Origin of the sequence: Microbacterium sp. IO18, from assembly GCF_049099505.1 — a bacterium.
Classification (GTDB): Bacteria; Actinomycetota; Actinomycetes; order Actinomycetales; family Microbacteriaceae; genus Microbacterium; species Microbacterium aurugineum.
In genome coordinates this window covers 1,769,275-1,781,643 of record NZ_JBMJAF010000001.1, presented here as the reverse complement: position 1 = coordinate 1,781,643, position 12,369 = coordinate 1,769,275, and the positions used below count along the sequence as shown (strand labels likewise).

The 12,369-nt window shown below is 71.1% G+C and carries 9 protein-coding genes; all 9 read left to right on the top strand.

Going from position 1 to position 12,369, the window contains the following annotated elements:
- Nucleotides 1–4 precede the first annotated feature (4 nt).
- Genes ACLF6J_RS08635 through ACLF6J_RS08595 form a run of 9 tightly spaced genes read left to right on the top strand, consistent with a single transcriptional unit; the run spans nucleotide 5 to nucleotide 12,359 of the window.
- Nucleotides 5–976, top strand: a complete 972-nt coding sequence (locus tag ACLF6J_RS08635) for an AAA family ATPase (RefSeq protein ID WP_047522445.1) — start codon at nucleotides 5–7, stop codon at nucleotides 974–976.
- Nucleotides 976–2,238 carry a DUF58 domain-containing protein gene (locus ACLF6J_RS08630; RefSeq protein ID WP_134352891.1) on the top strand — a complete coding sequence of 421 codons (1,263 nt, stop codon included), beginning with the start codon at nucleotides 976–978 and terminating at the stop codon, nucleotides 2,236–2,238. Before ACLF6J_RS08635 ends, ACLF6J_RS08630 begins: the two co-directional genes overlap by 1 nt.
- Complete coding sequence (locus ACLF6J_RS08625; protein ID WP_134352892.1) at nucleotides 2,235–4,631, top strand: transglutaminase-like domain-containing protein; 2,397 nt, start codon at nucleotides 2,235–2,237, stop codon at nucleotides 4,629–4,631. Before ACLF6J_RS08630 ends, ACLF6J_RS08625 begins: the two co-directional genes overlap by 4 nt.
- Complete coding sequence (locus ACLF6J_RS08620; RefSeq protein WP_134352893.1) at nucleotides 4,628–5,923, top strand: RDD family protein; 1,296 nt, start codon at nucleotides 4,628–4,630, stop codon at nucleotides 5,921–5,923. Before ACLF6J_RS08625 ends, ACLF6J_RS08620 begins: the two co-directional genes overlap by 4 nt.
- The gene (locus tag ACLF6J_RS08615) at nucleotides 5,920–6,738 is read left to right on the top strand and encodes a PP2C family protein-serine/threonine phosphatase (protein WP_047522454.1); all 819 of its coding nucleotides are present in this window, start codon (nucleotides 5,920–5,922) and stop codon (nucleotides 6,736–6,738) included. The genes ACLF6J_RS08620 and ACLF6J_RS08615 overlap by 4 nt, the downstream gene beginning before the upstream one ends.
- On the top strand, nucleotides 6,738–8,678 hold the full coding sequence (locus ACLF6J_RS08610) for an FHA domain-containing protein (protein WP_421076855.1): 1,941 nt from the start codon (nucleotides 6,738–6,740) through the stop codon (nucleotides 8,676–8,678). The genes ACLF6J_RS08615 and ACLF6J_RS08610 overlap by 1 nt, the downstream gene beginning before the upstream one ends.
- Entirely contained in the window at nucleotides 8,675–10,303 is a 1,629-nt protein-coding gene (locus ACLF6J_RS08605; protein WP_134352895.1) for a serine/threonine-protein kinase, read from the top strand. Before ACLF6J_RS08610 ends, ACLF6J_RS08605 begins: the two co-directional genes overlap by 4 nt.
- Before the next feature lie 14 nt (nucleotides 10,304–10,317).
- Complete coding sequence (locus ACLF6J_RS08600; RefSeq protein ID WP_231555032.1) at nucleotides 10,318–11,028, top strand: hypothetical protein; 711 nt, start codon at nucleotides 10,318–10,320, stop codon at nucleotides 11,026–11,028.
- The gene (locus ACLF6J_RS08595) at nucleotides 11,025–12,359 is read left to right on the top strand and encodes an RDD family protein (RefSeq protein ID WP_134352896.1); all 1,335 of its coding nucleotides are present in this window, start codon (nucleotides 11,025–11,027) and stop codon (nucleotides 12,357–12,359) included. Before ACLF6J_RS08600 ends, ACLF6J_RS08595 begins: the two co-directional genes overlap by 4 nt.
- Nucleotides 12,360–12,369: the final 10 nt, after the last annotated feature.

The following is a 12,369-nucleotide window of genomic DNA, read 5'->3' as shown; positions in this document are numbered from 1 at the left end:
TCCCATGACAATGACCCCTGAGCAGGCCGCCTGGTTCCAGGGCACCTTCCAGCGCCTCGTCGCGAACATCGACAAGGCGGTGCAGGGCAAGCAGGAGATCGTCGGCCTCGTGCTGGCGTCGATGCTCGCCGAGGGGCATGTGCTCCTCGAGGACGCACCCGGCACCGGCAAGACGAGCCTCGCGAAGGCCCTCGCGGCGACCGTGCAGGGCACCAGCGCGCGCATCCAGTTCACGCCGGACCTGCTGCCCTCCGACGTCACGGGTGTGACCATCTACGATCAGCAGTCCCACCGGTTCGAGTTCCACAAGGGACCGATCTTCGCGTCGATCGTGCTGGCGGATGAGATCAACCGCGCCTCGCCGAAGACCCAGTCGGCGCTCCTGGAGGTCATGGAGGAGTCCCGCGTCACGGTCGACGGCGTCACGCATGAGACCGGTCGCCCGTTTCTCGTGATCGCCACGCAGAACCCCATCGAGCAGGCGGGAACCTACAAGCTTCCCGAGGCGCAGCTGGACCGCTTCCTGATCAAGACCTCGATCGGCTACCCCGACCTCGCGGTCACCGAGAGCATCCTCGCCGGAGCCTCCGACCGCAACCCCTCCGCCGGACTCTCCGCGATCATCACGACCAGTGCGGTCGCCGACATGGCCGACCTCGCCTCCACCGTGCATGTGGAGCCCGCTGTGCTCCGCTACGTGGCCGAGCTCGCCGAAGCCACCCGTGAGGACGACGCGATCCGGCTCGGCGTCTCGGTGCGCGGCGCGATCGCGATGGTCCGCATCGCCAAGGTGTGGGCCGCCGCGCAGGGGCGTCACTTCGTGCTCCCCGACGACATCAAGGCGCTCGCGCGGCCCGTGTGGCAGCACCGTCTGCTGCTCGACGCCGAGGCGGAGTTCGCCGGCACGAGCAGTGACACCGTGATCGCCCGCGTGCTCGACGGCGTCGCGGCTCCCCAGGCACGAGCGGCGGCCTGATGACCGCGGAGGCCCTTCAGGCGTCGACACCGCCGACGGAACGCGACGCCGGATGGCGTGACATCGCGGCCGTCCTCGGTGCCCGTGCCCTGACGCGCCTCCGGAAGATCACCGCGGCGATCCGTCCGCTCGCGTGGGTGCTGATGTCCCTCGCCATCGTGTTCTGGGTGCTCGGTCAGATCGCCGGCTGGGCCGAGTTCACGGTCGCCGCCGTCGTGATCGCGATCGCCGTCACCCTGTGCGCGCTGTTCCTCATCGGCCGCACCGCCTACGACGTGTCGCTCGACCTCGCCCGCACCCGTGTGGTGGTGGGGGAGCGCGCGGTCGGCGCACTCACCCTCGCCAACCGTGGCAGCAGGGCGATCCTGCCCTCGCGCGTGGTGCTCCCGGTGGGTGCCGGTCGTGGGGAGTTCGGGATCCAGCGCCTGGCCCCCGGAGAGGAGGCGGAGGAGCTCTTCGCCATCCCGACCCAGAAGCGCGGCGTCGTCAAGGTCGGACCCGTGAGCGTCGTGCGCGGAGACCCCCTCGGTCTCTTCGAACGGGCGCACCGCCGGGACGACCCGGTGGACCTGTTCGTGCATCCGCGCACCGTGCTGTTCGACGGACAGTCCCTCGGCTACCTGCGCGACCTGGAGGGGCTTCCGGCCACGGACCTCTCGCGCGACGACGTCTCCTTCCACGCGCTTCTGGAGTATCAGCCGGGCGATGACCTGCGTCATGTGCACTGGCGTTCGACCGCCCGCACCGGCACGATGATGGTCCGCCAGTACGAGGAGACGCGGCGTTCCCACTTCGTGATCGGTCTGTCGCGCTCGCTGTCCGACTACGCCACCGCCGAGGACTTCGAGCTCGGTATCTCGGCCGCGGGCTCGATCGGCCTCCGCGCGCTCCGCGACTCGCAGCGCGTCGACGTGCGCGTGCAGGGGCGTGAGCTCCCGGCCGGCACCGGAAAGCAGCTGTTGGACTCCCTCTCCGCCGTCGAGGGCAGCAAGCCGCGCGAGGGCGGCATCGCCGACCTCGCCGGGATCGTGTCGGTCACGATGCCGCTCGCCAGTGTGGTGGTGCTCGTGTGCGGCTCGCGGGTGCGCTCCGACGATCTGCGCCTCGCGTGCTCGCGGCTGCCCTTCGGCGCGAAGGCGCTGGCCGTCGTCGCCGACACCAGCGTGTCCGCTCCGACGCTTCGGCGGATCGGCGACGCGGACGTGGTCACCGTCGGCGCGCTCGAACAGATTCCGCTCGCTCTGCAGAAGGTGCTCGCATGACCGTGCCCGCCGCCGGCCCCGCGGGTCTCGCCGTGCGCCGATGGATCCTCGATCTGGGAGCGACCGCACTCCTCGTGACGACCGCGCTGATCGGCTTCTGGCCGACGTTCGCCGGTCCGTCCTTCCTCCCGGCCGCCGTCGGCGGCATCCTGATCGGGCTGGCGATCGCGGCGGTCGCGACCTGGCGACGATGGGGCATCCTGATCACGACGGGGCTCACGGTCGCCGCCTACTTCGTCTTCGGCGGGGCCCTCGCGCTCCCGCAGACCTCCATCCTCGGCTTCATCCCGACGATCGAGACGCTGCAGAAGCTCGCGGTGGGGACCGTCACCGCCTGGAAGCAGATGCTCACCACCGTCGCCCCCGTGGCTGCGGTCGACGGACACCTGGTGGTCCCGTTCCTGCTGGCGCTCGTCGTCACCACGCTCACCGCGTCTCTCGCGCTCCGGCTGCCACAGGTCGCCTGGGCGCTGCTCCCGGCCGGGGTGCTGCTGATGCTCGTCATCGCCCTCGGCACACCGGAGCCCGCCTTCCCTCTGGTGCAGGGGCTCGTCTTCGCCGTGGTGAGCATGTCGTGGCTCGCTCTGCGGCAACTGTGGGCACCACAGAACATGGCCGTCTCCGTCAGCGAGGTCGACCCTTCGCGTGCGACCCAGATGCGCACCCGAAGGCTGCTGGCCGGCGTCGCCGTGCTGGCCGTCGCCGCAGGCACCGGCGTCGCCGCGAGCGCCGTCGCGAACCCGGCACAGCCGCGGCACGTGTTCCGCGACGTGATCATCCCGCCGTTCGACATCCGCGACTACCCGAGCCCGTTGCAGGCGTTCCGCAAGAACGTGCGCGACGAGGCCTCCGAGACCCTCTTCACGGTGCAGGGTCTCCCCCAGGGCGCACGCGTCCGCACCGCGGTCATGGATCAGTTCGACGGCATGGTCTACAACGTCACGGACGGCGGCCCGACGTCGTCGAGCGCGTTCGCACCGTTGCGCTCCAACATGGCACCGGATGCCGAGGGCGTCCCGGTCACGCTGAAGTTCGCGATCGACGGCTACCGCGGTGTCTGGATGCCGACCGCCGGCGAGCTGTCCGAGATCCGGTTCGAGGGAGCGCGCGCCGAAGACCTGCGTCGTGGCACGTACGTCAACACCGTGACCGGTACCGCGGTCGCGACGCCGAAGCTCACCCAGGGTGACGAGTACGTCGTGGATGCCGTCGTGCCCGCTGTCCCCGATGACGAACAGCTCGCCGAGGTGCCGTTCGGCAAGGTGGCGCTGCCGACGTCGAGCAACGTGCCGGAAGAGCTCACCTCGCTCGCGGCGGAGACCGTGTCGGGTGCGGAGACGCCGATCGAGCAGGTGCGGGCGTTGGAGAACTTCCTCTCCGAGGGCGGCTTCTTCAGCCACGGGCTCGAGGGGGAGGTGCTGTCCCGCGCGGGCCACACCGCCGAGCGCATCTCGACGTTGGTCGGTGCCGACCAGATGATCGGTGACGACGAGCAGTATGCGGTGGCGATGGCACTGCTCGCGGGGCAACTCGACATCCCGGCGCGCGTCGTCATGGGGTACTACCCCGACGAGGAGCAGGCGGGGGAAGCGGTGTTCACCGCGACCGGCGACAACGTCCACGCCTGGGTCGAGGTGAACTTCGAGGGCATCGGTTGGGTGACCTTCAACCCGACTCCGCCCGAAGACCAGGTGCCGAACGACCAGAACACCAAGCCCCGCGTCGACCCGAAGCCGCAGGTGCTGCAGCCGCCACCCCCGCCGCAGGAACCCGTCGATCTGCCGCCCACCCTTCCCGACGACCGGGAGTCCGAGGACGAGAGCCTGAACCTCGCCGGCATCATCGGTGCGATCCTCGTGATCGGTGGCATCTCGCTCGCGGTGATCGCGCTCCTCGCGTCGCCTTTCATCGTGATCGGCGCCTGGAAGGCGGCGAAGCGTCGGTCGCGCCGCGCCGCCGCGCGCACCGCCGACCGCATCAGTGGCGGGTGGGACGAGCTGACCGATCGCGCGATCGACTACGGTGCGCGGCTCACGCCGGGAGGCACCCGGACCGAGGAAGCCGAGGTCGTGGCCACCGCGCTGACGGTTCCACAGGTCACCGCGCTCGCCGAGCGGGCCGACGCCGAGGTGTTCGGTCCCACAGAGCCGAGCCCACAAGACGTCGAGTCCTTCTGGCACGAGGTCGACGGCATCGTCGGCGGTCTCGGCAAGGACGCCGGTTTCTGGAAGCGCGTGAAGGCGCGCTTGAGCGTTCGCTCGCTCGTCGGCGGCACCGCGATCTCGAACGGCCTGCAGAGCCTCAAGGACGCCGCGACCGCGCGCGTACGCCGCGAACCTGGCACCATCAAGAACAGCACGACGCCCCCGTCCTCCGAGAGTGAGACCCCATGACGCAGCCTGCGCTCGATCAGATCGCGCCCCTCTCCCGTCGCGCGGTCGCCTATGTCATCGATGCCCTGATCGCCGGGGGCCTCGCGATCGTGCTCGGCGGGGGACTCCTGGTCGCCGCGTCGCTCACCGGCAGTGTCGAGGGGATGGTGGGAGTCCTCCTCGTCGGCGGTCCGGTGGTGAGCCTGGTGCTGCTCGGCTGGTTCGTGGTCTACACCGTCATGCAGGCAGGGGCCGGCTCGATCGGCATGCGCGCCCAGGGCGTGCGGCTCGTCGCCGCTGCGGACGGCGGCCCGCTCGGCTTCGGGCGTGCACTGCTGCGCAACGTGATCTTCGGCCTCGCCGCGGCCGTCGCGGTGGGGTACTTCACTCCGCTCTTCGACGGGTCGGGGCGCTTCCAGGGGTGGCACGACAAGGTCGCAGGGTCTCTGATCCTGGATGCGCGGAAGGCGGGTCCTGTCGGATCGGCGTCCGAGGCCGCCTCCTCCTCGTCCGCCTCTGCGCCGGGCCTCGCCACACCGACGACCGGTCCCGCGATCCCTGGACTCCCGCAGTCTGCTCCCGCTGCTCCGACCCCGGCTGGTCCGGCCCCGGCTGCGCCCGCTGCTCCGGCCCCGGCTGCCCCCGTTGCTCCGGCCCCGCCCGCTCCGGCATCCTCGTCGCTCCCGCCGCGGCCGGCTGCGCCCCCTGCGCCGGTGGCCGAGAGCGGATCCCTCATCGCCTTCGTCCCGGGCATCACCCAGGATGCGCCGTCGCGGTCGGAGCCTCCCGCGCAGCCCGAGCCTGAACTCGACGCGACCGTCCAACAGCACCTCGGGGCTCCCGTGACGCCGCCCGCACCTCCGGCGCCGGTCGCTGCTCCGCCGGTCGCTGCTCCGCCGGTCCCGCCGCTCCCGGTGGCACCCGCGCCGGCAGCGCCGGAGGTCGTCGAACAGGACGACGATCTCGAAGAGACCCGGATCAGCGTCCCCGGCCATCGTCTGGTCTTCACGTGGGATGACGGCACACGGGTCTCCGTCTCGCGGCGCACCATCTTCGGCCGCAACCCCGCCCCGGAGGAGGGCGCGACGCTCGTACCCGTGCGCGACGAGACGCTGTCGCTCTCCAAGACGCATTTCGAGGCCGCCGCCGAGACCTCCGGCGGATGGGTGCGGGATCGCCACTCGACCAACGGGATGACCATCGTCCGCGACGGCCAGCGCATCGCGTGCCCGGCCGGGCAGCGGGTGCCGGTGCGTCTGGGCGACGCGATCGAGATCGGCGACCGCATCGTGACGATCGGCGGATACGCATGAGGCCGGGACTCATCGTCTCCACCGGGTCGGCGACGCATCCGGGGCTCCGGCGCGCGCTGAACGAAGACGCGCATCTGGCTTCGGCTCCGGTGTTCCTGGTCGCCGACGGGATGGGCGGGCACGAGGCCGGTGAGCGTGCGAGTGCCGCCGTCATCGCCGAGTTCGCCCGGTACATCGGGCGACCGGCGCTCGAGCTCGACGACGTCCGGCACGCCCTCTCCGTCTCGCGGACGAGCGTCGAGGATCTGTCGACCTCGGGCAACGGACGCGCCGGGACGACCCTCAGCGGTGTCGTCATCGCCTCGGTCGACGGCATGGGGTACTGGCTCGCGGTCAACATCGGAGACTCCCGGACCTATCGTCTCGCCGACGGCGAGCTGGAGCAGATCAGTGTCGATCACTCCGTGGTGCAGGAGCTGATCGAGTCCGGTGAGCTCTCCGTCGAAGATGCCGTCTCGGATCGCCGCCGGAACATCATCACCCGCGCCATCGGTGCAAGCAGCACGGGCGACGCCGATTACTGGATGTTCCCCGCCGAACTCGGCGATCGCATCCTCGTCTGCTCGGACGGTCTCACCTCCGAAGTGCCGGACACGCGTATCCGCGAGGTGCTGGCCTCGGAATCCGATCCGCAGAAGGCCGCCGACGCCTTGACAGCCGATGCGGTGAGCGCCGGGGGTCGAGACAACATCACCGTGATCGTCGTGGACGCGGTCTCGGTCGCGTCGCGGCCGGGAACGCTGACGGCCACCGACGACGACGACATCGACGCCGACACGCGTCCACGAGAAGCCACAGCAGGAGGGGTTCGCTGATGCAGACCATCTACCGACCGGGACAGTGGTACCTGATCGTCATCCCCGGCGCGCTCGTCGCGCTCCCGCCCGATGTCCCCGGCGATGTCGTCGCCCGGCTGTGGGAACGCCTGCCGGAGGCGAAGACGCTCGCAACGGTCGTCGATCTCCTGACGATGCAGGCGGGCCGGTCCTTCACATCGTTGCCGTCGTTCGTCGCCGCCGTCGCCGAGGGAGGAGACGTGCGCATCGCCCTCCGTGGTGACGTCTCGGCACACGTGACGACCGCAACGGAATCCCTCGAGCTCTCCGGGGCGGACGTCACCACCTGGAACGAGCGGTTCCTCGGTGGCGCGACGACGATCGACATCACGGTCGAGACGATGACCGAGGCTGACGGCCTCCCCGTGCAGAGCGGGATCGTGCGGGCTGCCGCGGTGAGCGCCGAGCTCGAGCCGAGCGACGCCGATCCGCTGACCAGTGCGCTCGGACCGTCCCCCGTGCTCGCCGAGCCCGCTGCAGCCGTGCAGGCCCCGGCACCGGTGGCCGTGGAGCCCGAGCCGGCGCCGGAGCCCGAGCCGACTCCTGCGCCCGAACCCGAGCCGACTCCTGCACCGGAGCCCGAGCCGACTCCTGCGCCGGAGCCCGAGCCGACTCCTGCGCCCGAACCCGAGCCGACTCCTGCACCGGAGCCCGAGCCGACTCCTGCGCCGGAGCCCGAGCCGACTCCTGCGCCCGAACCCGAGCCGACTCCTGCACCGGAGCCCGAGCCGACTCCTGCGCCGGAGCCCGAGCCGACTCCTGCGCCCGAACCCGAGCCGACTCCTGCACCGGAGCCCGAGCCGACTCCTGCGCCGGAGCCCGAGCCGACTCCTGCGCCCGAACCCGAGCCGACTCCTGCACCGGAGCCCGAGCCGACTCCTGCGCCGGAGCCCGAGCCGACTCCTGCGCCCGAACCCGAGCCGACTCCTGCACCGGAGCCCGAGCCGACTCCTGCGCCGGAGCCCGAGCCGACTCCTGCGCCCGAACCCGAGCCGACTCCTGCACCGGAGCCCGAGCCGACTCCTGCGCCGGAGCCCGAGCCGACTCCTGCGCCCGAACCCGAGCCGACTCCTGCACCGGAGCCCGAGCCGACTCCTGCGCCGGAGCCCGAGCCGACTCCTGCGCCCGAACCCGAGCCGACTCCTGCACCGGAGCCCGAGCCGACTCCTGCGCCGGAGCCCGAGCCGACTCCTGCGCCCGAACCCGAGCCGACTCCTGCACCGGAGCCCGAGCCGACTCCTGCGCCGGAGCCCGAGCCGACTCCTGCGCCCGAACCCGAGCCGACTCCTGCGCCCGAACCCGAGCCGACTCCTGCGCCGGTCATCGAGGATGCGTTCCTCCCACCGACCGAGGTGACGCTCGCACCGCCCGTCGACGACGACTTCGATCAGCTCTGGGGTGCGACCGTGCACTCGGTGGGTGCCGCAGCCGCGGCGCCCACCCCCGTCCCGGTCGAAGGCGATCATGACGGGGCGACCGTCTCCGCGGCCGATCTGCGTGCGCTCCGCCAGCAGCCCCCGGTCGCCGATGATGTCGCGACGGACGTGCTCGACGTGACGCCGGTGCCGTCCACCGCTTCGACGGGCCGCGTGCGTCTCTCCACCGGTCAGGTGGCGGCGCTCGATCGCACGGTCATCATCGGCCGACGCCCGCGATCGACCCGTGCGAGCGGTGCGAACCTCCCGCACCTGATCGCCGTCGAGAGCCCGCAGCAGGACATCTCGCGCAGCCACCTCGAAGTGCGGCCGGAAGGTGACACCGTCGTGGTCATCGACCTGCACACCACGAACGGCTCCACCCTGCTCCGTCCCGGCGCCGACCCGGTGCGGCTGCATCCCGGGGAGCAGACGCTCGTGCTGTCCGGCGATGTCGTGGATCTCGGTGACGGAGTGACCGTCGCGTTCGAGGAGCTGCCGTGACGCGTCGCCCCTCCCCGCCGCCGGATCTGCCGGGCTTCACCTATGTGGAGCCGCTGGGCACCGGCGGTTTCGCCGATGTCTTCCTGTACGAGCAGGAGATGCCGCGTCGCCGTGTCGCGGTGAAGGTGCTGGTCGCCGACCGCATCTCGAGTGGCGCGGCGCAGGAGTTCGCCGACGAGGCCAACGTGATGGCGATGCTCTCGACGCATCCGGCCATCGTCACGATCTACCAGGCGGGTGTCGCCGGCGACGGTCGCCCCTACCTGGTGATGGAGTACTGCCCGCGGCCGAACCTCCAGATCCGCTCCCGCAAGGAGCCGTTCTCGGTCGCCGAGGCTCTGCGCGTCGGCATCCAGGTCGCCGGAGCCGTCGAGACCGCGCACCGGGCGGGCGTGCTGCATCGCGACATCAAGCCGGCCAACATCCTCGTCACGGAGTACAACCGGCCGGCCCTCACCGACTTCGGCATCGCATCGACGACCGGAGCGACGGGTGAGGCCTCCGGCATGTCCATCCCCTGGTCTCCGCCGGAGTCGTTCGCGGAGCCTCCGCAGAGTGGTCCGCGCACGGACGTCTGGGCGCTCGGTGCCACGCTGTACACGCTGCTGGCGGGTCGTTCGCCCTTCGAGCGAACCGGCGAACGCAACTCGAGCGCCGATCTGATCGAGCGCATCGAGCGCGCCGCTCTCCCCTCACTGAAAAGGCCGGATTCGCCGGAGAGTCTGCAGAGGCTCCTCGAACGGTCGATGGCGAAGAACCCCGCTGACCGCTTCCCGAGCGCGGTGGCATTCGCGCGGGCACTGCAGAAGGTGCAGATCGAGCTCTCCCACTCGGTGACCCCGATCGACATCGTCGACGACCATCCGCCGGCGGAAGACCTGGAGGACGACGGCGACGGTCTGACACGGGTGCGGGAGATCGTCAGCATCGACCCCGAACTGGCATCGTTCACCCGCCCCTCGGCCCAGACGCAGCGGAAGGAACCGCCGGTTCCGCTGCCGGGCATTCCGCGATTCGACGCCCCGACGCCCGAGGAACCGCTCGTCGAGCAGACCCAGTTGCGCCCGCCGACTCCGACGGCTGCGGCTCCACTCGCCCCCTCCGCCGACGACCGCACCATCGCGCGAGCGCCGATGGTGGTCGCCCCGGAAGAGGCGACGCCGCCTCCGGCCGTGTCGGCTGCTCCTGTCGCGGGTCCGGGAGAGCCGCCGGCGCCGCGCAGTCGCAAGGGCCTGTGGATCGTGCTCGCTGCCGCCGCGGTCGTACTCGTGGTCGGCGGGATCGTCGGGATGAACCTCCTGGTGGCGGGTGTCACCCCCGAAGCGCAGGAGACCGAGCAGGCCGTGGAGCCGAAGGACGTCGGTACGGACGTCGTGCCGAAGGTCACCGAGATCTCCGGGACGCGCGAGGGCGATCGGATCGTGTTCACCTGGACCAATCCGAGTCCGCTCGAGGGCGACTCGTTCATCTGGACACCGGTCGCGGTGTCGGGAGAGGTCGATCCGCACCAGACGCCGGATGCGACCGCGACGGTCCCCGCAGCGGCGGGCACCGTCTGCATCGACGTGATGCTGCGGCGCGACGACGGTCGTGCCTCGGAAACCGTGCGGGGGTGTGTGGAGTGACGGGGGCAGGAGGGGTGACCGTCGAGTTCGCGGGGGAGTACTTCCGCGTGAGCCGTGGTGATCGATTCATCGTGGGACGAGAGGGCGACCTCGAGCTCGACGACAATCTGTTCCTGCATCGGCACTTCCTGGAGATCACCGACTCCGACGGGCTGTGGTGGCTGTCGAACGTCGGTACCCGGCTCACCGCGACGGTGACCGACTCGGCGGGTGGCGTGCAGGCGTGGCTGGCGCCGGGTGCTCGGCTCCCACTCGTCTTCGAGAAGACCACGATCGTCTTCAGCGCGGGGCCGACCACCTACGAGCTCACCTTGCATGCGGCGGAGCCGACGTTTCGCGCGACCAGGCGCGAGCACGACGACGACGGGGCGTCCACGATCGGCGACGTTCCGCTGACCCTCAGCCAGAAGCTGCTCATCCTGGCGCTCGCCGAACCCCAGTTGCGCAGGGACGGCACCGGGATGAGTGAGATCCCGACCTCGGCGAAGGCGGCGGAGCGGCTGGGCTGGACGGTCACCCGGTTCAACCGCAAGCTCGACAACGTCTGCGACAAGTTCGACCGGGTCGGTGTGCCCGGCATGCGCGGCGGGCAACGCAGCTTCGCGACCAACAGGCGCGCACGCCTGGTCGAGCATGTGATCGCCTCGCGTCTGGTCGGCAAGAGCGACCTGCCGCTGCTCGACACCGAGCATTCCATCGACGACGTCGAGGGAGAGCAGGAGTGATCTGGGAGATCGACGACCGCGCGCCCGAGGTCGAAGGACTCGACGCGCACGGACGCCCGGACTCTGCGTACGCGGAGGCTCTCGGCCTGCGCCCCGCCGGACGGGGCGCGCGTGTGCTCGCTGCCCTGATCGAGTGGACGGTGGCGGTCGTCATCGCCCTCCCGGCCCTCATCGCTCTGACGCCGGTGCTCGCGCAGGCGGCGTCAGGACGGTTCGACGCGGAGGAGTTCTTCGCGCGGGAGGATCTGGTGTGGCTCATCGTGGCCGCTGCGGTGTCCCAAGGGCTCATGATCGCCTACCTCGTCGTCCAGCTCGTCCTGCATGGCCGCAAGGGGGTGACGCTTGGCAAGGCGATCTGCGGTATCCGTTCCGTGAACGTCCGGACTCTCGAGCGTCCCGGCTTCTGGCGCGGCGCGGTCGTGCGCTACCTCGTCGCGTACGCCTCGCTCCTCGTTCCGCTCATCGGGCCGGTACTGGTGATCATGCTCTCCCCGCTCTTCGACATCGAGCGGCGGGGACGCGGATGGCTCGACCTCGCCGCCGCGACCTGGTTCGTGGACGTGCGCGGCGGCCTGAATCCCTATGACCAGAAGCGGATGCGTATCGCGCGCAAGCGTGTGAAGACACCCGAGCACGAGGAGAAGGCACCCCTCCCGTCGCTCGCCACCCCGGTGCACCGGGATGCTCCGGCCGAGTACGTCCCGAGCGCGCGCCTCTCCGGCGGCGTCATCGGCGCACACCGGTCCGCCGCGGGCCCTGCCCCTGAGCGGTCGGTGACCTCGGCCCCGGGCTCCCTCGTGTCGTCGACACCGCCCTCCCTGGCCACCGGCACCCCGCCCCCGGCTTCGTTCGCGCCGCCGGCTCCCGCGCCGGCTCCCGCGGCGTCGCCCGCGCCCGTGATGCCACCCGCGCCCGCACCCGCAGCCCAGCCGGTTCCTGCCCCCGAGCCGCCGGTCCCTGCTCCCGCCGCCGTTCCCGCCGATGTGCCGGTGGTTCCCGCCGGAGTGCGGGCGATCCTCGTGCTCGACACCGGTGAGCGCGTCGAAGTGCGCGGCACCACGCTGTTCGGGAGGTCGCCGAGCGCGGCAGCCGGCGAGGGCGAAGCGCTCCTGGTCCCGGTCGTCGACGACACGCGTTCGGTGTCCAAGACGCACATCGCGGTGATGCCGGCTCGACGGGGCGTGTTCATCGTCGATCGCGCGTCGACCAACGGCAGCGCGATCGTCCGAGACGGTGTCGAGACCGCGCTGGCCGCCGGACACCCGGCCGAGCTGCGGACCGGGGACACGGTGCGCTTCGGCGATCGGTTCCTGCAGGTGGAGTGGGTATGACCCGGAGAAG

What these genes read in the sequence shown, in the direction of transcription:
- ACLF6J_RS08615 (WP_047522454.1), top strand. Translation starts at nt 5,920, where the DNA reads ATGAGGCCGGGACTCATCGTCTCCACCGGGTCGGCGACGCATCCGGGG.
- ACLF6J_RS08635 (WP_047522445.1), top strand. Translation starts at nt 5, where the DNA reads ATGACAATGACCCCTGAGCAGGCCGCCTGGTTCCAGGGCACCTTCCAG.
- ACLF6J_RS08630 (WP_134352891.1), top strand. Translation starts at nt 976, where the DNA reads ATGACCGCGGAGGCCCTTCAGGCGTCGACACCGCCGACGGAACGCGAC.
- ACLF6J_RS08610 (WP_421076855.1), top strand. Translation starts at nt 6,738, where the DNA reads ATGCAGACCATCTACCGACCGGGACAGTGGTACCTGATCGTCATCCCC.
- ACLF6J_RS08625 (WP_134352892.1), top strand. Translation starts at nt 2,235, where the DNA reads ATGACCGTGCCCGCCGCCGGCCCCGCGGGTCTCGCCGTGCGCCGATGG.
- ACLF6J_RS08620 (WP_134352893.1), top strand. Translation starts at nt 4,628, where the DNA reads ATGACGCAGCCTGCGCTCGATCAGATCGCGCCCCTCTCCCGTCGCGCG.